The organism is Lysobacter sp. Root604 (genome assembly GCF_001427505.1).
Taxonomy (GTDB): Bacteria; Pseudomonadota; Gammaproteobacteria; order Xanthomonadales; family Xanthomonadaceae; genus Lysobacter.
This window is the reverse complement of sequence record NZ_LMGS01000010.1, coordinates 261782-281022: the sequence shown is the minus strand read 5'-3', so window position 1 is coordinate 281022 and position 19241 is coordinate 261782. Positions and strand designations below refer to the sequence as shown.

Here is a 19241-nt window from a genome sequence, read left to right as displayed (position 1 = left end):
ATGAGTGCCGCCGTCGCCCGCGCCGCCGTGCCCGCGCCGGCCGCCGCCGCGCCGCCGCCTCCGTGGATCCGCAGCGCCGTGCGCGAAGTGCTGGAGCGCTCGCCCAACTATCAACACCTCTCCGATGGCGACCGCCAATCGCTCGCGCGTTCGATGGTAAGGGTGTCCGCGTTGGCGGCGGACCTGATCGCCGAGGAAGGCCAGGCCGAGGACGAGATCGCGCAACGCGCGCCGCCGCTGGCGCGCGCGCAGGACCAGCCGGGCTTCGCCGCGGCCGCCGACCGCGTCGCCGACACCACCCGCAACGTACTCAACGCGGTGTCGTTCCCGCGCTTCGTGACCGACCTGATCAACGGCGTGTTCCGGGCCATGCTCGATTCCAGCTCGCAGCAGATGCAGATGTACGTGCAACTGCTCAACAGCGTCTCGGCCTCGGCGGAGGGATTCGAGCGCAGCCAGTTCAGCATCATCCAGGTCCGCCAGTGGGTGGCCGAGCACTTCCCGCAGCAGATCGAATACGAACAGCCCGAGGAGGGCGAGGAAGTCGATCCGGAGGAAGCCGCGGAGATCCGCCTGCGCCTGCGCGGCGGCGCCTCGATGCCGACCGCGGAGGAGATCCGCGCCCAGCTGGGCATGGAGCCGGAGGAGTCGGTGGACGCCAGCAATCCCGAGCAGTTGGTGCCGCTGGCGCGGCGCTACATCGCGCGCCAGCGCCAGCAGATGCTCGCGACCATGGTCATGCTGGGCATGCAGCGGATCGTGATCGACAGCGGCCGCATCAATGCTTCGATGCGCTTCCACGTCGACACCCGCAGCGCCGCCAGCGAGGACCGCGGCAGCCAGTTCAACATGAACAACCGCGTGCGCGCCTCGGGCAGCTTCGGTGTCGGGCCCTGGGGCGCCAGCGCCGAGATCGAGAACAACATCGGCTACGTCTCCACCCAGCGTTCGCAAAGTTCGGAAGAAATGAACACCGATCTGGAGCTCAACTCCTCGGTCGAGCTGAACTTCCGCAGCGACTATCTGCCGCTGAACCAGATGGCCGCGCAGGCGCAGGCCGACCGCATCCGCAACGCCTCGATCAATCCCACCGCCGAACCCGATCCCAACGTCGCCCGCAACGCGCGTCTGGCCTCGCAGCAGCAAGGCGACCGCGAGCGCCGCACGGCGATGGACACCGCGATCGCGGACGCCGCGCGTCCGCCGGCGCCGCGGCCTGCGACTGCGCCCGCAACGGCACCTGCCACCGCACCAGCCACCGCGGCACGACCTGCGACCGCTCCAGCGACGGCCCCCGCGACTGCGCCTGCCACCGCACCCGCAACGGCACCCGCAACGGCACCCGCAACGGCACCCGCGACAGCACCCGCAACAGCACCCGCAACAGCACCCGCAACAGCACCCGCAACAGCACCCGCAACAGCACCCGCAACGGCACCCGCAACCGCCTCGCCGCCGCGAGGCGCCTAGGCGCCCGCGAAGCCGGCGATCGCCTCGCCGACCTCGACGACGCCCCGATCGTAGTGACGCAGGTTCCGCGGGAACTCGCGCTGGAAGGCACCGGGACTACCGGTGGCGCGCGTTCGATCAGGAAGCGCGCAGAGGCATCGTCGCGCGTGAACGGCGTGCGGCCGTGCCATGCCCTCACGATCATGGTCGGGCTACCCATGGACTGCGGCGATCCTGCCCGCCGGCACGCATGGCGGCGTCGGCCGCGATAGGGGAGAATGCGTGGCACGGGACGCCGTCGCGTCCCGCGCCCTCGGAACGCCTCGCATGAAGATCCTGGTCACCGGCAGCGCCGGCCATCTCGGCGAAGCGCTGATGCGCCGCCTGCGCCACGACGGTCACGAAGCGCACGGACTGGACGTGATCGCCTCCGCCTACACCGACACGGTGGGCTCCATCGTCGACCGCGCCCTGGTCGCGCGCTGCATGCGCGGGGTCGACGCGGTGTTGCACACCGCTACCCTGCACAAGCCGCATGTGGCCACCCACAGCCGCCAGGACTTCGTCGACACCAATATCTCCGGCACCCTCAACCTGCTCGAGGAGGCGGTGTCGGCCGGCGTCGGCGCGTTCGCGTTCACCAGCACCACCAGCGCGTTCGGCCGCGCCCTGACCCCGCCGCCGGGCGCGCCCGCGGCCTGGGTCACCGAGGACGTGACGCCGGTGCCGCGCAACATCTACGGCGTCACCAAGGTCGCGGCCGAAAGCCTGTGCGAGCTGTTCCAGCACAAGCAGGGCCTGCCGGTGCTGGTGCTGCGTACCTCGCGCTTCTTTCCCGAGGAGGACGACCTCAAGGCCTCGCGCGACGCTTACGAGGACGCCAACATCAAGGCCAACGAGCTGCTGTACCGGCGCGTGGACATCGAGGATGTGGTCGACGCCCACCTGCTCGCGATCGCGCGCGCGCCGGCCATCGGTTTCGGCCGCTACATCATCAGCGCGACCACGCCGTTCACCCGCGACGATCTGCGGCAGCTGCGCGAGGACGCGCCGGCGGTGGTCGCGCGCTATGTGCCGGACTATGCCGACGAGTACGCGCGCCGCGGCTGGCGCATGTTCCCCGGCATCGAGCGCGTCTACGTCAATCAGCGTGCGCGCGACGAGCTCGGTTGGCGCCCGCGCTACGACTTCGCCTACGCCCTGCAGCGGCTGCGTGCCGGCCAGGACCTGCGCAGCGACCTCGCGCGCGCGATCGGTCGCAAGGGCTATCACGCCGAAACCTTCGCCGAAGGCCCCTACCCGGTGGATTGAGCGCTGTCCGCCGTTTTAGTCGGGCAGGGACGGCGGTGGGCGGAAATGGCGGTACAAGGCGTAGAACACGCCGGTGACGCCGGTCAACGACGCAGGCAGGTACAGCGCGTCGTAGCCGAAACGCCGGAACGAGAGCGCGCCGATCAGGCCGCCGGCGAAGAAGCCCGCGACGATCAGGGCGCTCAGCGACAGCCGCTGCCGCGATAGCGGCCGTCGGCGTAGCGCATGGCCCAGGCCGATGCCCAGGTCGGTGATCATGCCGCTGAGATGGGTGGTGCGCACCACCGAGCCGCTGTAGGTGCTGGCCATCGCGTTCTGCAGGCCGCAGGCGACCGCGGCGAGCAGAGCGCCGAGAATCTGTTGGCGGTGGAACAACGGCACCGCCGCGAACAGCAGGGCCGATTCGATCGCCAACGCGACGCCGTAGCGGCGGCCCAAACGCAGAGTGCTGTCCTGCACGATCATGCCGCTGAGCGCGGCGCCGGCGAAGAAGGCCAGGATCATGCCCAGCAGATGCGTCGCGGCACGCAGGTCGGCGCCGACCAGTGCCGCGGCGAGCAGCGAGGTGGTACCGGTGAGGTGGGTGATCGCCTGGTGCTCGAAACCCAGATAGCCGATCACATTGACCATGCCGGCGACGCAGGCCAGAGACCCGGCGCCCAGCCAGACCCAGCGCGGCAGGTGCTGTAGCCCCACTCAAGCCTCCATAGCGCGGGTGGCGCGCGCGTTAGCCACGCAGGCCGCGGTCATGGCTCGGTCGGCAGGGTGTAGTCGAAGTCGTAGTAATGCTTGCCGTCGGCGATCTCGATGGTCATGGTGCCGCTGAGACCGCTCAGCTCGTCGTCGCCGGAATCGGGCACCACCCGCAGCGCCAGGGCGGGAGTGCCGCGATCCATGATCGCGCTGTGCTGCAGCACGAAGCTGCCGCTACGGCCTGCCAGGCGGCCTTCGACGCGCTCCATCGCGACATAGCCTGCCGAGCCGGCGACGCCGCTGCGGAAGGCCAGCATCTGGCCCTGGCCGCCGGCGTCGAGTTCGCCGTGGTAGCGCTTGTCCAGCCGCATACGGCCGATGTAGCGGCCGGCCGCGGCGTCGTCGGCGGGTTGCGGAATCATTTCGACGTCGAAGACGCCGCGAATGCGCGTGCTCATGGGGTCGTCCTTGCCTGGGGCGCGTGGGCCGCGCATAGCGTCCGATGCTCGCTCCGGTCGCGGCGCAGGTCAATCGCCGCCTGCGTGGCTCGGCCGTGCAGCGGTTGTGGGCCGATGAGCGGCCGTGCGCGTGGGCCAGGGATGGCGAACTTGGATCGCCGGCACCGACCGTCGTTTCCGTTTGTGCGAACGCATCGCCGCCCCATCGCCTCCCCCAGATGGAAGCCGTTGCTTCCTGCGGGAGCGGCCTAAGCCGCGAGCGCGTCGCCAAGAGCGGTCGCGCAGTCGCGGCTTACGCCGCTTCCACAAGAAGCGTCAGCACCAGCGTAATCCGGTGGCGGCGCAGTCGACGGAGCTGGGCGGCGTCGCGGCCGCAGACGCAGACGCAGGATGAAGAAGACTCCTCAGCCTAACGCCTGATTGCAACAAAGCTGCGACAGCATAGCCGGCGCGATCGTACACCGACGCCGGATCGGCGCATCGCGTTGTGATGCCCGCCACAGTCGCGCGGCCGCAACGCAACGATGATCCGCTGCGTTGTCGTCGGACCCCGTAAGCGGCGCAGTCCGCTAGGGGCGCGAACACGCAGCGCAAGCGCAGGGGGCGCGTGCGCGGCGATTGCACCGACGGTCCGTGAGGGCCGTGCCGTCGGTGGACTGCAGTCCGTTACGCCGGCGCGCAGCGTCCGGCGGCGATCGGAGTCGCGTACCCGGTGGGGCCATTGCCCGCCGCGCGCATCGCCCTGAGCGCAGCGAACCGGCGCAAGCCGCACAGCCACGATGGAACCAACCAGGAAGATTCCAGTGAACAAGACCCACAAGGAACGGCTGCGCCTCGGCGCGACCGCGACGCTAGCGCTGGCAGGCGCGCTCGTACTCGCGCCGAACGCGGGCGCCGCGCAACGCACCCTGCAATTGTCGGAAGACGACGCGGTCACGCAAAGGATCGCGCCCACGCGCGGCGCCTCGATGCTGGCCACGCCCGGCAACCGCGTCTGCCAGGCCGGCGCCAAATGGATACGCCTGGGCTTCAAGGCGCTGGAGCTCAAGCCGTACGACTCCCTGGTCATCCGCAGCTCCGGCGGCGATGTCTACCACTTCGAAGGCGCGCACTGGAACGGCCGCTCCTTCCACGCGCGCGCCTTGCGCGGTGATTGCGTCGAGATCCAGCCCTACTTCGGCAATCCCGACAGCCGTTACGAACTGGACAGCTACGACTACGGCACGCGCGCGCTGGCCGCCAGCCCGGTGATCGTGGCCGGCGCCGGCGACATCTGCGACAGCAGCGGCAACGCCTGCGCGGGCACCTCGGACCTGATCGTGGCGATCAATCCCACAGCGGTGTTCACCGCCGGCGACAACGCCTACAGCAGCGGCACGCTCAGCGAATACAACAACCGCTACGCGCCGACCTGGGGCCGCTTCAAGGCCCTGACCAGCCCCACGCCCGGCAATCACGAGTACAACACCAGCGGCGCCAGCGGTTACTTCGACTACTTCAACGGCGTCGGCGCCCAGACCGGTCCGGCCGGCGATCGCAGCAAGGGCTATTACAGCTGGGACGTGGGCGAATGGCATTTCATCGCCCTCAACACCATGTCCGGCGGCACCGTCGCCAGCGCCCAGATCACCTGGCTGCAGAACGATCTGGCCGCGAACACCAAGCCCTGCACCGCGGCCTACTTCCACCATCCGCTGGTGAGTCGCGGCAACTACACCGGCTACAGCCAGGTGAAGCCGTTCTGGGATGCGCTGTACGCGGCCAAGGCCGACCTGGTGCTGGTCGGCCACGACCATAACTACCAGCGCTACGGCAAGATGAATCCCAGTCAGGCCGCGGCCAGCGACGGCATCCGTCAGGTCCTGGTCGGCACCGGCGGACGCGCGTTCTACGGCCTCAACGGCAGCCATCCCCTGCTCGAGGCCAGCAACGCCAGCACCCACGGCGTGCTCAAGCTCAGCCTCACCGCCACGGGCTACACCGGCGAGTTCGTGCCCAAGGCCGGCAGCAGCTACACCGACAGTTTCAGCGGCACCTGCAACAAGGGCGCGCCGCCGGCCAACAGCATGACCTTGGACGCGGTGCGCGACGTCACCGTGAAGTCCAACGGCAGCCGCGACAACGGCGCGGTGCTGTACGCCGACGGCGACGACGCCGGCGTGCAGCTGCGCGGCCTGATGGGCTGGAACCTGGGCGCCGCGGCCGGGTTGGACATCACCTCGGCGACGGTCTCGCTCAACGTCAGCAACCTGTCCAACGGGGCCTACGATCTGTACCAGGTCACCGGCGCATGGACCGAGGCCGATGCGACTTATGCCGGCGCGACCCTGGGCACCAAGCTGGGCACGGTCACGCCCAGCGCCACCGGCACCCAGACCATCGCGCTCAACGCCGCCGGCGTGCAGCTGGTCGAGAACTGGGCCTCGGGCGCGGTCGCCAATCACGGCGTGGTGCTGGTCAATGCCTCCGGCGTGATCGACGGTGTGGACTGGAGTTCGCGCGAAGGCGCCTCGGCGCCCAAGCTGGCCCTGAGCTACACCGGCAGCGGCGGAAACGCGCCGCCGGTGGCGAACTTCGCCTCGTCGGCCAGCGGCCTGAGCGTGGCCTTCACCGACAGCTCCAGCGACAGCGATGGCAGCATCGTCTCGCGCAGCTGGACCTTCGGCGACGGCACCACTTCGACCGCGACCAACCCCAGCAAGACCTATGCGGCGGCGGGCACCTACACGGTGGCCCTGACCGTGACCGACAACGGCGGCGCCAGCAACACCAAGACCGCCTCGGTCACGGTGACCGCCAGCGGGGTGCAGACCTACAGCAACACCGCCGACTACACCATCAGCGACAACGCCACGGTCGACAGCCCGATCACGGTCTCCGGCCGCAGCGGCAATGCCCCCAGCAACGCCTCGGTGACGGTGGCGATCGTGCACACCTATCAGGGCGACTTGAAGGTGGACCTGGTGGCGCCGGACGGTTCGCTTTACAACCTCCACAACCGCACCGGCGGCAGCGCCGACAACGTCAACAAGACGGTTACCTTGAACTTGTCCAGCGAGACGCTGAATGGGACGTGGAAGCTGCGCGTGAACGACAACGCCGGCGGCGACGTAGGCAAGATCGATAGTTGGAGCGTGACGTTCTGAGGCCTGGACCGATGCGGTACCGCTGAGGGCGCCGCAAGCGCCCTCAGCTCGGCCTCGTGCCCCGGCCCGAGCGCACAGTGGTCGGGGGGCGCGGAGTTTCTGCCGTAGCGGACTCAACCAGCGCGAGGTCACGCTACCCGGTATCCGTTATTTGCAGGAAGATTCACCGGACGAGATCGGCCGCGCGCTGCGCGACTTCGTCGCCGAGGTCCGCGGCGTCGAGGCGTACGATCCCGCCCATCCCCACGTCGGAGCGCGCTCATGATCGACCTGTATTTCTGGCCCACGCCCAACGGCCTCAAGCTCAAGCTGTTCATGCTCGAATCCGGGCTCGCGCATCGCCTGCTGCCGGTCAACATCGGCAAGGGCGAACAGTTCGATGCCGAATTCCTGAAGATATCGCCCAACAACAAGATTCCGGCCCTGGTCGATCACGCGCCCGCCGACGGCGGCGCGCCGCTGGCGCTGTTCGAATCCGGCGCGATGCTGGAGTACCTGGCCGACAAGACCGGCCGCTTCCTGCCCAGCGACGCGCGCGCCCGCGCGCAGACGCTGCAATGGCTGTACTGGCAGGTCGGCGGACTCGGCCCGATGGCCGGGCAGATCGGCCACTTCAACATCTACGCGCCGGAGAAGGTGCCCTACGCGATCGACCGCTACACCCGCGAGACCCATCGCCTGTACGGCGTGCTCGATCGCAGGCTGGCCGGACGCGACTACATCGCCGACGCGTATTCGATCGCCGACATGGCCTGCTACCCCTGGATCGTGCCGCACGCCTCGCACGGGCAGTCCTTGCAGGATTTCCCGGAACTGCGGCGCTGGTTCGAGCGCATGCGCGAGCGCCCGGCGGTGCAGGCCACCTACGCCGACACGCCCGATGCCTATGCGCCCAACACCAGCATCAGCGACGAGCAGCGCCGGATCCTGTTCGGGCAGGGCGCGCCCACACGTTGAGGCGCGCGCTCAGCGCACCCGTTGCGCGTCCTCGCGCAGGTTGACGGGCCGGTAAGTCGGGTCCAGCTCGCGGCGCAGGTACACGCTCTCGTGCACCAGCGCGCCCGCGCGCAGCGTGCGGGCGCGCTCGCGATGCGGTTGCCAGCGCCGCTGCCAGCGGCCATCGGCGGCTTGCGACCAACGCGGGATCGGCAGGCGTTCGGACAACTGCCACAGCCAGCGCCGGATTTCGTCGTGGCGCGGCGCCAGCGCGAATCGCCGCAGGGCCTCGTCGTCGTCGAGATCGGGCAAGCCGGCGTCGGCGCGCGCGCTGGGATCGCTGAGCAGGCCCGCGGCTTCCGCCTCGCGCAGCATCCAGGCCAGCGGGATACGCGCCAGTTCCAGCTCGCGCCCGCCCGTGGGGTAGCCGCCGCCGACATCGCCGTGGCCGCCGGCGAACCAGATTTCGCGCACGTCCTGGCCCGGCGGCGGCGTGCGCGTCCACAGGTTCTGCACGAAGTTGCCGCGGCGCTCGTCCAGCGCCATGGCCTGGCGCACGGTGACGACGCTGGGATTGGACGCGGTGTGGCTGTACACGCGCGGCAACCAGGGCAGGCCGACCGAGCTGACCGTGTCCCACAAGCCGAGGAAATGCACCGGCACGCGCCGCGAATAGCTTTTGCGGAAACTGCGGATGCGGCGGAAGTAATCGCGCAGCGCCTGCTGCTGGCGCGGCGGCGGCGCCGCGGTCCGGCGCGGTGGCGTGGGCATGCTCGCGTAGGCCTGCCAGGCGAACGCGACCATCTCGTGCATGCCCGGCTGCAGCAGACCCACCGTGTTGAGCATGCCGGCCAGCACGCGCACCGAATAGGCGCCGCGGCTGAAGCCGAACAGGTACAGGCGGTCGCCTTCGCGGTAGGCGTCGGACAGGAATTCGTAGGCCGCGCAGACGTGCCGCTGCAGCATCCAGCCGCTGGCCGAGTCCAACCCCATCAGCACCCGGCGCCGCATCGGGCCGAGCACGCCGATCGGCTCCAGCGTGCCCACGCCGGGCTGGTAGTAGGTGAGCTGCGACGGGGACTTTTCGATCAGCCGGTACAGGCGCTGCACATGGGTGCGCGCGTCGGCGGGGGAATTGTTGGTGCCGTCCAGGCAGACGACGATATTGCGTGCTGCGCTCATGCACGGCCTCGCATGGGTCGATCAGTATGGACCGGGCTCATCGCACAGCCTGAGACCACGCGCCTAGCGTTGCCGGCGCAGTTCGGCCAGGCGCGCGCGCACGCCGGCGATCAGCGCGTCCAGCGATTCGTAGCGCGGCACGCCGTAGCGGTCGGCGGTGATATCGACGTTGCCTTTGCGCCAATAGCCTTCCGGACAGGCCAGCAACACTTTGCCGGAGGGCGCGTGCAGGCCCAGTTCGAGCAGGGTGATCGGGCTTTGCGAGGCCGGCGCGAAATACATCAGGATCACATCGGCGCGGTTGAGCGCGCTCAGTTCCCACTCGACTTGTTTGCGGAATTCCGGCTCCGCGGCGGAGGGCTTCCAGGCCGGGTTCCAGTCCGCGCGGCGCGGGTTCAGCAGCACCACGCCTTCGTCGGCCAGGGCCTGCTCGACCCGGGCCTGCCAGTTCTCGCTGCCGCCCATGTCGATGGTGCCGGCCAGAAACACCTTGATGCGGTCGTCGGCGGGCAGCGGCTGCGGCGAGGTGACCGTGACCGACGCGGGCGCCGGCGGAGCCTCGGCGGCCAGGGCGGGAGCGGAGCTCAGCAGCAGCGACCACAGCAGCAGGGTTTTCATCGCGACCTCGGGCGGGGCGGTGGGGCGCGCCGCACGGCGCGCCCGCAGTCTAGCCCAGGGCCGGCTTACTCCAGTACGCCGGTCAGGGCGGGTTTCCAGCATTTCCTGGCGATCGCCTCGAAGCCGCTGGCGACCGGGTGGATCTCGTTCTCCCACTGCGACGCGGTCTTGAGCGTGCCGCGCGAATCGACCAGGCGCATGTTGGCGTTCTGCGACACGAACGCGCGCAGCGCGCGCGCGAACTGATCGACCAGCCAGCTCGTGACCACGCGCTGGCCCTTGGGATCGGTGAGCCCCACATTGTCCAGGAACGGCTTGACCCAGGGCCCCATGGTGAACGGCCCGAGCTTGAACGCCTTGCCGCTGGGGAAGATGTAGTCGTAGGTGTGCACGTAGATGATGGTGTCGCGCGAGAGCAGGTCGCGCATCTGCACCACTTCCTTCATGTCCTTGATCGCGTAGCGCAGCGCGTGCTCGAAGGTTTCCAGGCGGATATGGTCGAACACCTCCGGCGGAATCTCGCCCCAGGGCCCCGCGCCGGTGGATTGCGGTTGCGCGGCGGTCTTGACGAACTCGCGCAGTTCCTCGCCGACGATGTCGTTGCCGCCGTTGGACAGCAGGATCGCGTCGAAGCCGAAGGTGCCGATCTCGCGCTGGATGCGCGGCAGCGCCGCCTTCCACATCGCGCTGTCGCGGCCGGCCACGCCCTCGCGCAGGAACAGGGTCCGCTTGAACAGCCGCGCGATCTGCTTGTTGAGGTCGGTCGGATGCGGCACGTACTGGAACCAGGAGTCGCCGAAACACAGGGCGCGCCTGGCGTCGGGATGCTTCTCGATCGCCGCCGGATATTTGCTCAGGACCAGATTGTTGTTGCCGATGTTCATGCTGCACTCCCTGTGCGGTGGTTCCCTCATGCTCCAACGCCGGCCGTCGCGATGGGCGGACAGCGGTCGCGGTTTCGCCCTCAGTCGGCCAGCGCGGCGGCCAGTCCGCCGACCGTGCGCAGCGCGGTTTCGACCTGCTCGCTCCAGGGCTGGCCGCAGCTCAGGCGCAGGTGGCGGTCGTAATCGCCGCGGTTGGAGAACAGGTGCCCGGGCAGGGTGCCGATGCCGCGCGCGAGCGCGGCTTCGAACACCGCCTGGCCCTGGACCTGCGGCGGCAGCTCCAGCCACAGCGCCATGCCGCCGGCCGGCGCGCTCACGCAGGTGCCGACCGGCCAATGCAGCGCGATCGCCTCGCGGTAGCGCTGAGCGTTGATAGCTAATTCGCGACGCAAGCGGCGCAGGCCGCGGTCGAAGTCGTGGCGTTCCAGGTACTCGACGATGGTGAGCTGCGACAGCGTCGAGGTGGCCACGGTCGAGAAGCACTTCGCGCGCAGCAACGCGGTCGCCCAGCGACCGCCCAGCACCCAGCCCACGCGCAGGCCTGGTGCCAGCATCTTGGAATAGGAGCCGCAGGTAATCACGCCGCCGCTGTCGTCGTAGCGGCGCAGCGGGCTGGGGCGTTCGCCGGAATAGGCGAGCTCGCCGTACAGATCGTCCTCGATCAGCACCGTGCCGTGCGCGGCGCAGGCGGCGACGATGCGGCGCTTGTCGGCATCGCCGGTGAGGCTGCCGACCGGATTGTTGAAGTTGGGCACCAGCACCGCCGCGCGCACCGCATGCCGCTCCAACAGTTCGGACAAGCGGCTGGGATCGATGCCCTGACCGGGGCGGTTGGGGATCTCGATCACGCGCAGGCCGAGTTCGGCCACCGCCTGCAGCAGGCCGTAATAGGTCGGGGTTTCGACCAGGACCACGTCGCCCGCGCGCGCGACCGTGCGCAGGGACAGGCTGATCGCCTCCATCGCGCCGGCGGTGATCACGATCTCGTCGGGGTCCACGTCGACGCCGCACTGCGCGTAGCGCTGGGCGATGCGCGCACGCAGCGGCGCCAGGCCCTGCGGCACCGCATAGCTGAGCGCGGCCTGGGCATTGCGGCGCATCACCCGCGAGGCCGCCGCGGCCAGCGCGGCGGTGGGCAGCAGCGAGGGCGCGGGCGTGGCCGCGTGCAACGAGATCAGGTCGCAGCGGCCGAGCACGTCGAGCACGCCGAGCAGGGCCGGGTTGCGGATCGGCTGCGGCGCGCGCGGACGCCGATGGCTGCTCGCGCGCGGCGCCGGCGCCGCCGGCGCGCGCACGTAATAGCCCGAACGCGGACGCGCCTCGATCAGGCCCTCGCGCTCCAGTTGCAGATAGGCCTCGACCGCGGTTGCCAGGCTGATGCGCTGGTCGCGCCCGAGCCGGCGCAGCGAGGGCAGGCGTTCGCCCGCGCGCAGCGCGCCGCGCTGGATCTGGCCGCGCAGGCGCTCGGCCAGGCGTTCGTAAAGCAGCTCGTTGGCCATGGCGGGCCTCCCGACAGGCCCGGCGCCTGCCCATCTGTACCGGTCGAAACCGAGTCTAACTGAATCTGTACCGGTCGCGCGCGCGGCCCTAGCCTGCTCGCATGAACCCGACCGCCGCCCCCGCCGTCACCCCCGCCGAATCGCGCACCGCGCTGATCCAGCTGTTCGTCGCCGAGATCCTGATCGGTTCGGTCGGCGTGTTCGCCCACGAGGGCGGCCAGGACGCGATCACCACGGTGTTCTTCCGCTGCGTGTTCGGCAGCGTCTTCTTGATCGCCTGGGGCCTGGCGCGCGGCCACCTGCGCGGCCTCAGCGGCGAGCCGGCGCTGATCCGCGCCGCGATCGTCAGCGGCGTGCTGCTGGTGTTGAACTGGGTCGCGCTGTTCGCCGGCATGGCGCGTTCGTCGATCGGCGTGGCCACCATGGTCTACCACTTCTTCCCGTTCGCGATGCTGGCGATGGCGGCGCTGTTCTTCGGCGAGCGCACGCGTCCGGCCGACTGGGCCTGGACCGCGCTGGCCTTCGTCGGCGTGGCCTGTTCGGCCGATCCGATCAAGCTGTGGCGCAGCGCCGATGCGGGCTATCTGATCGGTATCGGGCTGACTTTCGTGGCCGCGCTGTTGTGCGGCGCCTCGCTGATCCTGTCGCGCCGGATCAGCCGCGAGCGCCCGTTCGCGGTGGTGCTGATCCAATGCCTGGTCGGCGTGTGCATGCTGGCGCCGTTCGCCGACTATGCCGCCGTGGCCGATATCGGCCCGCACTGGTATTGGCTGGCCGGCCTGGGCCTGATCCACAGCGGCGTGTGCTACGTGTTGTTCTACTCGGCCTATCCGCGCCTGCCGGTGGTGACGATCGCGGTGCTGGCCTTCGTCTACCCGGTGATCGCCTTGCTGCTGGATTACCTGCTCTACGGCAGCGTCCTGAGCGGCGTGCAATTGCTGGGCGTGGCTCTGATCGTGTTGGGCACGCTGGGCGTCAACCTGAAGTGGCAATGGCCGCGGCGGTCGCAGCCGGTCGAGGCCTGAGCGCGGCCGTTCGCCGCGCGCGCCGCGCTACAACCGGATCGCCCCGTGCCAGGCGGCCTCGACGTGGTCGACCACATCCGGCCATTGCGCACGCCGATAACCGCGCATGCGCGCCCAACCGGCGGCGAGTTCGTGCTGTATGTCGGTCCACGCGCGTTCGGCGTGGTGCCGGCGCGCTTCGATGCCGTAGGTAACGGCCAATTCGCGGTCCTCATGCGACAGGGTCGCGTGAGACGACGCGGCATCCAATGCCAGATCGTTCATGGCTCCACCTCTCCTTGAGCGGGCCCCTGCCAGGACGACGATACGCCCGGCCGGTTAACTATCCGTTACCCGCGCGGCGCTGACGAGGGGGAGAATCGCGCACCGTGTCGCAATCCGGCGGTTACGTTTTGTTGCGTTCGCAAAATTGCGACGGACGGCGGTCTTGGACCGCCGATTCGGGCTGGTCGCGCGGCGGGCGCCGGAAAAAAGCGCCGCCCCTGGCGGAGCGGCGCTTCGCCCATGGCGACCGATGTCATCCTTTGATGCAGATCACCTGGCGCAAGGTATGCAGCACTTCGACCAAGTCGGTTTGTGCGGCCATGACCGCGTCGATCGATTTGTAGGCCGCCGGCGATTCGTCGATCACCGCCGCGTCCTTGCGGCATTCGACGTGCGCGGTGGCCTCGCGGTGCTGCTTGAGGGTGATGCTCGCGCGCGCCTGGGTGCGGCTCATCACGCGGCCGGCGCCGTGGCTGCAGCTGTGGAAGCTGTCCGCATTGCCCTTGCCGCGCACGATATAGCTGCGCGTGCCCATGCTGCCCGGGATGATTCCCAGCTCGCCCGCGCGCGCGCTGACCGCGCCCTTGCGGGTGACCAGCAGGGACTCGCCGTGGTGCTGCTCGCGCTGCACGTAGTTGTGGTGGCAGTTGACCGCCATCTTCTCCAGTTGGAACTTCGGCAGGCGCTGACGCAGCTCGTGCAGCACGCGCGTCATCATCGCCTCGCGGTTGTGGCGCGCGTAGTCCTGCGCCCACGACACCGCCTCGATGTAGTGGTCGAACAGGGGCTCGCCTTCCAGGAAGAAGGCCAGGTCCTTGTCGGGCAGGTGGAAGCCGAGCACGCGCCGCTCCAGCTCGCGCCGGGCCAGCTCGATGAAGTAGGTGCCGATCAGGTTGCCGGTGCCGCGCGAACCCGAGTGCAGCATCACCCACACCGCATCGGCCTCGTCCAGACAGATCTCGATGAAGTGGTTGCCGCCGCCGAGCGTGCCCAGCTGCTTGTCCACCTTGTCGTAGCGGATCTTCGGATGGCGCGCGCGTACGGTCTCCAGCCGCGCCATCAGCCCGGACTGCGCGAGCCGGGTGTCGATGCTGTCGGGTCGCTTGCGGTGATCGCCGCCCGGGCCGTTGCCGACCGGCACGCTGCGTTCGATCGACGAGCGCAGCAGGGCCAGGCTGTCGGGCAGGTCCTTGGCGCGCAGGGTGGTGCGCACCGCGGCCATGCCGCAGCCGATGTCGACGCCGACCGCGGCCGGGACGATCGCGCCCCGCGTGGGCACCACCGATCCCACGGTCGCGCCCTTACCCAGATGGACGTCGGGCATCACCGCCACCCAGGGCCCGACGAAGGGCAGGGCGGCGATGTTCTGCAACTGGCGGTGGGCCTGCTCGTCCAGCGGCACGCCGCGCACCCAGCCCTTGATCGGCGTGGCGTCCGGCGCGTGCAGCAGTTCGTATTGAGGACTCATGATGTTTCTCCTGTGCGGTGGCGCCGCGACTTGCGCGGCGCCACCGATTGCTTCTCTAGTGCAGGCGTTCGCCATCGTGGTTGCGCAAGCCATAACGCTGCAGCTCGTGCCGATTCAGCTGGCGCTTGCTGCGCGCGTACAGGCCACTGCGGCCGTAGGGCTTGCAGGCCTCGCAAGCGCGATGCCCGCAGGGCTTGCCGATCCAGCGGGCCGGACGCTTGGCGATCACATCGAACGGCATCGTGAACTGGGCCGGCCTGCCGCGTACGCTCGTCAGCGCGGCCGTTTCGGGCAACGCGGCCAGTTCGACCTCGTACCAGATGCCGTCGATGCGACGCAGCTGATGCAGTTCGTCGACGCGACGCAGATCCGGCGACGCCTGCGCCGCACGTTCGACCGCGCGCAGACGCCGCAGCGCACGCCTGGCCGCGATCGCCCTGCGGTTGTCCAGCAGCAGGCCGCTGTCCGGATCCACGTACAACTTCGGCGCCCAGGGATCGCTCAGCGATTTCAGGCCGCCCCAGCCATGATCGAGGTGGAGCCTGCCGTCGAACACGACCACCCGCAGCGCGACGAACTGGTCGAGGTGCTGGTGGATGTGCTGCTGCACGGTGTTGCGGCGGTCGATGCGCGCGCATAGCTCCGAGTAGACCTGGTCCCAGCGCCGGCCCACCTGTGCCTCAAGGTAGCGCCGCAGCGGGGTGAGGTTCTCGTTGAGCCACTTGTGCGAGCGATGGCGGAACTTGAGGCTTTCGTGCTGGGTTTGGTCCTCGGGATCGGTCGAGGGGCGGCGTTCGCTGCTGTAGCGACCTCCGCGCCGCGGCCGTTCCACGATGACCTTGTACATGTCCTTACGCATAAGAGTTTCCAATGGAATGGGATGCGATGGCCGCTCCCTGGGGAGCGGCGTTCTCGGTGTGGGGCGGCGGCCGAGTCGTCATCCGGGATTCCACGGATCACCCCTTCAGCCGCCGCTCTTGAGGCTGACCAGCTGCTTGAGCACGCCGTCCAGGCCGCCGAAGACGGTGAGCTTGTCGATCTTCTCGGTGACCTTCTCCAGCGCCTCCAGCTCCTTCAGGCGCATCAGCGTCGGGCTGTCCTCGATCAGCTTGGCGGTGTTGAGCAGGCTGCGCGTGGCGTTGGCCTCCTCGCGGCGGCGGATCACGTTGGCCTGGGCCGTCTTCTCCGCCTGCACCACGCCGTTGAGGATCTCCTTCATCTCGCCCGGCAGGATCACGTCCTTGACGCCCACGCCCAGCACTTCCACGCCGAGACCGTCGAGCTGGTCGCGCACGTAGCCGTAGATGTCGGCATCCAGCGAGGCCTTGTCGCCGAGCAGTTCGTCCAGGGTCTTGGCCGAGACCGCCTTGCGCAGGCCGTACTGCAGCTCGCGGTACAGGTAGTCGTTGACCTTGGCGACCTTGCTGCGCGTGGCGACCGCATCGGTCACGCGCATGCTCGCGGCCAGGTTCACGCGCAGCGATACCTTGTCGCGCGTCAACAGTTCCTGGCCCGAGACCTCGACCGACTGCACGCGCAGCTCGACCAGCTCGACGGCGACGTTCTTCTGGAAGTTCCAGTAGGCGTAGCTGCCGGCGTCCAGCGTGCGCACCAGCTTGCCGTCGACGTAGAGCAGACCGGCCGATTCGTTGGGCACGGTCACCGCCAGGGCGACGCGATCGAGCAGGCCGATCTGGCGCAGACGCTGAGCGATGTCGCTGCGCAGCTCCAGTCCCGCCGACAGGGTCGTGGCGACCACCTCGATCGGGACCAGGCCCTTCCAGTACAGCTTGCGCGAGCCCGGCGCGAGCAGGTCCTCGAGCTTGCCGTTCTTCATCACCAGGCCAACCTGGTCGACGCCGATGTCGGCCAGGGCGAAGTGCTCGTCCAGGCGCGCGCCCAGCGCGGCCACCAACGCGTCGGTGTCATTGCCCGCGTACTCCGGCTTGGCGATGCCGTACAGCAGGACCTCGACGCGGGCGCGCCATCCGTACACGCGGTGCACGCCGGGGCCCAGCACGCGATCGAAGCGGCGGTTTCGGTAAATCAGGGCGCGCTCGGCATCGCCGACCACCACCCGTTGTGTCCAGAACATGATGATGTCTCCTTGCTGGTTCTGCGGGTTTCGATCCGGTCGTGGTGGAGTGCGCGCGACCGGATCGTTCGTCGCGCGCAGCGGTGGTATTGCGATCGCTCGCGGATGCGGCGCTCGCAGGAATGGGATGGAAGCGCCCCCGACGGCGTCGGCGCGGAACCCGCGCGCGCTCGGCGCGGTCCGTGGCGGAGCCGGTGCGCGACGCTGTCGCGTCCGGCCGTCCGTCGCGGTCCGTCGCCTCGCGGGCGCGGGTCCGGCGTCGTCGCCGCTGCGGCGTTCCGTCCTCCGCCACGCCGTAGCGCGGTGTCGGTCGAAACGCCGCAAGGGGCGTTTCCGGGTGGGGACTTTCGTCCCCGGTATCACCGACTGCTTAAGAGGCAGTTTTGGAGCGGGATTTGAACCCGCGACACTCGGAGTTTTGATCCGATGCTCTACCCATCTGAGCTATCCAGTGGCGACGTGCCGGATTCGAACCGACGACCCGCGGACGCTATGTCCGCTGCTCTACCTAGCTGAGCTAACGTCGCTGTTCGAAACACCGCTGGCGCACCACGGCATACGCCACGGCAGGGCCGCGCGCACCGGACGGGATGCGAACCCGTGCCGCTGTGGAACGTTCGATCGATGTTTCGCATTGGCGTCTGTCACCAGACGCCAATTCGTGTGGGCGCATGCGCCCTATGCCTTGCGATCTCCCACCGCACCGCCCGTGCCGAAGCATCCGGACACAGCGCCTCGCGGCGCCTCGACGGCATTGCCCCTGCGGCGCGCAAACGCGCGCGGATGCTTCGGGGCCGGCTGGAAGCCGCTGAATTAGGGGGAAAAACGATCCTTGGCGGACGCTGAAAACAAAACGCCCCCGGGTTTCGAATCCGAGGGCGTTCGCGTTCCTCGGGAGGTCGGGGTCACCGACCTCCCGCATAGGCAAGGTCAGTGTGGAGTGCGCAGCTGCGCTTCGATGCGATCGCCGACGTTCATCGGCGCGCACGCGTCCTTACCGTGGCGCAGGGGCCGCGGCTGGAGCGATTTGGCGAGGTCGATGAAGAGGTTCATGGCGGAAGATTCGAAGTCTGCGTGTGGCCGCGCTGGGCCGAGGTGGCGCACATTACGCCCGTTAAATTTTAGTTGCAAGACCGTTCGTCGCCTCATCAACGGTCGTTGCGATGCATGCGTCGCGATCACGCCGCGTGCGACCGCGCATGCAGCGACGCGATCACGTCCTGGCTATCGACGACTTCGGCGAACTCGGCGCGCAACGTGGCCAGGTGCGCGCGCGCGATATCGTCGGCGGCGATGACGCGGCCGTGTTCGTCGCGCAGATCGAAACAGGCGCAGGCGTCGGCGACCACGAGCACGCGGTAACCCAGGTTGGCGGCCACGCGCGCGGTGGTCGATACGCACATGTCGGTGCTGATGCCGAACAGCACCACGCAGTCGATGCCGAGCCGGCGCAGGCGCAGATCCAGATCGGTGCCGATGAAGGCGGCGTTGACCGACTTGCTCACCAGCGCTTCGCCGGGCAAAGGCTCGAACCCGGGCCGGAACGCGTTGCCCGGATGCGAGGGCTGCAAGGACGAGCCCTCGATCACCGAGTCATGACGGACGTGGATCGGCGTCAGGCCGGCTTCGCGCCAGGCCGCGAGCAGGCGCAGGCCGTTGGCCTCCATGGCCGGATTGTTGCGCGGGCCCCAGGGCGGATAGTCGAAGCCCTGCTGTACGTCGATCGGAATCAGGGCAGTGCTGCGCGGGTCCAGCTTCATGGCGTGGTCTCGTCGGGTAGGGTGGGAGCGGGGCGAGGGCCGCCGTAGGCGCGCTCGACGCGGGCCACGCGTTGTTCGAAACGTTGGTACCAGAGGCGGTGGCCGCGCTCGCGCGCGAGCGTGTGTTCGGCGTGCATGCGCCAGGCCGCGATCGCGGCCTCGCTGTCGAAGTAGGCCACGGTGATGCCGAAGCCGCTGCCGTCGCGCGTGGATTCGTAGCCGAGGAAGCCGGGCTGTTCGACCACCAACTCGACCATGCGCTCGGCGGTGGCCGCATAGCCGGCCTCGTCGCGGCCGTTGCGCTGCGAGGAGAAGATCACCGCGTAGTAGGGCGGCGGCGGCAGCGCGGCAAAGCGCTGGCTGCGGTCGGTGTCGGACATGGCGTGCACGCGGCAGGGGGGTGACGGCTACTGTGCGCACTCGCCGGTGCCGGTCTCAACCCGGCACAATGCC

At 69.1% G+C, this 19241-nt stretch carries 18 protein-coding genes and 2 tRNA genes; 5 read left to right on the top strand and 15 right to left on the bottom strand.

Annotation, left to right across the window (positions count from 1 at the left end; genetic code table 11):
- Positions 1 to 1470, top strand: a complete 1470-nt coding sequence (locus ASD69_RS16425) for a hypothetical protein (RefSeq protein WP_056180696.1) — start codon at positions 1 to 3, stop codon at positions 1468 to 1470.
- Between the two features lie 306 nt (positions 1471 to 1776).
- Positions 1777 to 2760 carry an NAD(P)-dependent oxidoreductase gene (locus ASD69_RS16420; protein ID WP_056180691.1) on the top strand — a complete coding sequence of 328 codons (984 nt, stop codon included), beginning with the start codon at positions 1777 to 1779 and terminating at the stop codon, positions 2758 to 2760.
- Between the two features lie 15 nt (positions 2761 to 2775).
- Here ASD69_RS16420 and ASD69_RS16415 read toward each other — a convergent pair whose 3' ends face one another.
- Together ASD69_RS16415 and ASD69_RS16410 are read right to left on the bottom strand one after the other, a co-directional pair.
- Positions 2776 to 3456 (bottom strand): YoaK family protein, encoded by a 681-nt coding sequence (locus ASD69_RS16415; protein WP_056180687.1) that lies wholly within the window; start codon positions 3454 to 3456, stop codon positions 2776 to 2778.
- Positions 3457 to 3506: 50 nt separating this feature from the next.
- Positions 3507 to 3911, bottom strand: a complete 405-nt coding sequence (locus tag ASD69_RS16410; RefSeq protein WP_056180685.1) for a DUF3224 domain-containing protein — start codon at positions 3909 to 3911, stop codon at positions 3507 to 3509.
- Between the two features lie 803 nt (positions 3912 to 4714).
- Between ASD69_RS16410 and ASD69_RS16405 the strand changes: the two genes are divergently transcribed.
- A complete protein-coding gene (locus ASD69_RS16405; RefSeq protein WP_056180681.1) occupies positions 4715 to 7057 on the top strand; it encodes a proprotein convertase P-domain-containing protein in 2343 nt (780 codons plus the stop codon).
- A gap of 261 nt (positions 7058 to 7318) precedes the next feature.
- Entirely contained in the window at positions 7319 to 8014 is a 696-nt protein-coding gene (locus ASD69_RS16400; RefSeq protein WP_056180678.1) for a glutathione binding-like protein, read from the top strand.
- Between the two features lie 9 nt (positions 8015 to 8023).
- On the opposite strand, the gene ASD69_RS16395 is transcribed toward ASD69_RS16400, so the two are convergent.
- The 4 genes from ASD69_RS16395 to ASD69_RS16380 form a co-directional block, all read right to left on the bottom strand.
- Positions 8024 to 9175, bottom strand: a complete 1152-nt coding sequence (locus ASD69_RS16395) for a DUF2235 domain-containing protein (RefSeq protein WP_056180675.1) — start codon at positions 9173 to 9175, stop codon at positions 8024 to 8026.
- A gap of 63 nt (positions 9176 to 9238) precedes the next feature.
- Positions 9239 to 9793, bottom strand: a complete 555-nt coding sequence (locus ASD69_RS16390) for a nucleoside 2-deoxyribosyltransferase domain-containing protein (protein ID WP_056180673.1) — start codon at positions 9791 to 9793, stop codon at positions 9239 to 9241.
- Positions 9794 to 9858: 65 nt separating this feature from the next.
- Complete coding sequence (locus ASD69_RS16385; protein ID WP_056180670.1) at positions 9859 to 10677, bottom strand: hypothetical protein; 819 nt, start codon at positions 10675 to 10677, stop codon at positions 9859 to 9861.
- 80 nt (positions 10678 to 10757) lie between these two features.
- Positions 10758 to 12176 (bottom strand): PLP-dependent aminotransferase family protein, encoded by a 1419-nt coding sequence (locus ASD69_RS16380; RefSeq protein ID WP_056180668.1) that lies wholly within the window; start codon positions 12174 to 12176, stop codon positions 10758 to 10760.
- Between the two features lie 101 nt (positions 12177 to 12277).
- Here ASD69_RS16380 and ASD69_RS16375 point away from each other — a divergent pair, with 101 nt between their 5' ends.
- Complete coding sequence (locus tag ASD69_RS16375) at positions 12278 to 13201, top strand: DMT family transporter (RefSeq protein ID WP_056180665.1); 924 nt, start codon at positions 12278 to 12280, stop codon at positions 13199 to 13201.
- A 27-nt stretch (positions 13202 to 13228) separates the two neighbouring features.
- Here ASD69_RS16375 and ASD69_RS16370 read toward each other — a convergent pair whose 3' ends face one another.
- The 9 genes from ASD69_RS16370 to ASD69_RS16335 form a co-directional block, all read right to left on the bottom strand.
- Entirely contained in the window at positions 13229 to 13465 is a 237-nt protein-coding gene (locus ASD69_RS16370) for a hypothetical protein (RefSeq protein WP_056180663.1), read from the bottom strand.
- Positions 13466 to 13718: 253 nt separating this feature from the next.
- Entirely contained in the window at positions 13719 to 14933 is a 1215-nt protein-coding gene (locus ASD69_RS16365; protein ID WP_056180660.1) for an RtcB family protein, read from the bottom strand.
- Between the two features lie 55 nt (positions 14934 to 14988).
- Positions 14989 to 15792 (bottom strand): hypothetical protein, encoded by an 804-nt coding sequence (locus ASD69_RS16360; protein WP_157499237.1) that lies wholly within the window; start codon positions 15790 to 15792, stop codon positions 14989 to 14991.
- 105 nt (positions 15793 to 15897) lie between these two features.
- The gene (locus ASD69_RS16355; RefSeq protein ID WP_056180655.1) at positions 15898 to 17028 is read right to left on the bottom strand and encodes a slipin family protein; all 1131 of its coding nucleotides are present in this window, start codon (positions 17026 to 17028) and stop codon (positions 15898 to 15900) included.
- A gap of 384 nt (positions 17029 to 17412) precedes the next feature.
- Positions 17413 to 17478: transfer RNA gene (locus tag ASD69_RS16350), tRNA-Phe, on the bottom strand.
- Between the two features lie 3 nt (positions 17479 to 17481).
- Positions 17482 to 17555: transfer RNA gene (locus ASD69_RS16345), tRNA-Leu, on the bottom strand.
- 403 nt (positions 17556 to 17958) lie between these two features.
- Entirely contained in the window at positions 17959 to 18081 is a 123-nt protein-coding gene (locus ASD69_RS22910; RefSeq protein ID WP_255357237.1) for a hypothetical protein, read from the bottom strand.
- Between the two features lie 125 nt (positions 18082 to 18206).
- Positions 18207 to 18788, bottom strand: coding sequence for a cysteine hydrolase family protein (locus tag ASD69_RS16340; RefSeq protein ID WP_056180652.1), 582 nt, complete (start codon positions 18786 to 18788; stop codon positions 18207 to 18209).
- Positions 18785 to 19168 carry an antibiotic biosynthesis monooxygenase gene (locus ASD69_RS16335; protein WP_056180648.1) on the bottom strand — a complete coding sequence of 128 codons (384 nt, stop codon included), beginning with the start codon at positions 19166 to 19168 and terminating at the stop codon, positions 18785 to 18787. The genes ASD69_RS16340 and ASD69_RS16335 overlap by 4 nt, the downstream gene beginning before the upstream one ends.
- Positions 19169 to 19241: the final 73 nt, after the last annotated feature.

What these genes read in the sequence shown, in the direction of transcription:
- ASD69_RS16425 (WP_056180696.1), top strand. Translation starts at nt 1, where the DNA reads ATGAGTGCCGCCGTCGCCCGCGCCGCCGTGCCCGCGCCGGCCGCCGCC.
- ASD69_RS16420 (WP_056180691.1), top strand. Translation starts at nt 1,777, where the DNA reads ATGAAGATCCTGGTCACCGGCAGCGCCGGCCATCTCGGCGAAGCGCTG.
- ASD69_RS16410 (WP_056180685.1), bottom strand. Translation starts at nt 3,911, where the DNA reads ATGAGCACGCGCATTCGCGGCGTCTTCGACGTCGAAATGATTCCGCAA.
- ASD69_RS16400 (WP_056180678.1), top strand. Translation starts at nt 7,319, where the DNA reads ATGATCGACCTGTATTTCTGGCCCACGCCCAACGGCCTCAAGCTCAAG.
- ASD69_RS16395 (WP_056180675.1), bottom strand. Translation starts at nt 9,175, where the DNA reads ATGAGCGCAGCACGCAATATCGTCGTCTGCCTGGACGGCACCAACAAT.
- ASD69_RS16390 (WP_056180673.1), bottom strand. Translation starts at nt 9,793, where the DNA reads ATGAAAACCCTGCTGCTGTGGTCGCTGCTGCTGAGCTCCGCTCCCGCC.
- ASD69_RS16385 (WP_056180670.1), bottom strand. Translation starts at nt 10,677, where the DNA reads ATGAACATCGGCAACAACAATCTGGTCCTGAGCAAATATCCGGCGGCG.
- ASD69_RS16380 (WP_056180668.1), bottom strand. Translation starts at nt 12,176, where the DNA reads ATGGCCAACGAGCTGCTTTACGAACGCCTGGCCGAGCGCCTGCGCGGC.
- ASD69_RS16375 (WP_056180665.1), top strand. Translation starts at nt 12,278, where the DNA reads ATGAACCCGACCGCCGCCCCCGCCGTCACCCCCGCCGAATCGCGCACC.
- ASD69_RS16370 (WP_056180663.1), bottom strand. Translation starts at nt 13,465, where the DNA reads ATGAACGATCTGGCATTGGATGCCGCGTCGTCTCACGCGACCCTGTCG.
- ASD69_RS16365 (WP_056180660.1), bottom strand. Translation starts at nt 14,933, where the DNA reads ATGAGTCCTCAATACGAACTGCTGCACGCGCCGGACGCCACGCCGATC.
- ASD69_RS16360 (WP_157499237.1), bottom strand. Translation starts at nt 15,792, where the DNA reads ATGCGTAAGGACATGTACAAGGTCATCGTGGAACGGCCGCGGCGCGGA.
- ASD69_RS16355 (WP_056180655.1), bottom strand. Translation starts at nt 17,028, where the DNA reads ATGTTCTGGACACAACGGGTGGTGGTCGGCGATGCCGAGCGCGCCCTG.
- ASD69_RS22910 (WP_255357237.1), bottom strand. Translation starts at nt 18,081, where the DNA reads ATGAACCTCTTCATCGACCTCGCCAAATCGCTCCAGCCGCGGCCCCTG.
- ASD69_RS16340 (WP_056180652.1), bottom strand. Translation starts at nt 18,788, where the DNA reads ATGAAGCTGGACCCGCGCAGCACTGCCCTGATTCCGATCGACGTACAG.
- ASD69_RS16335 (WP_056180648.1), bottom strand. Translation starts at nt 19,168, where the DNA reads ATGTCCGACACCGACCGCAGCCAGCGCTTTGCCGCGCTGCCGCCGCCG.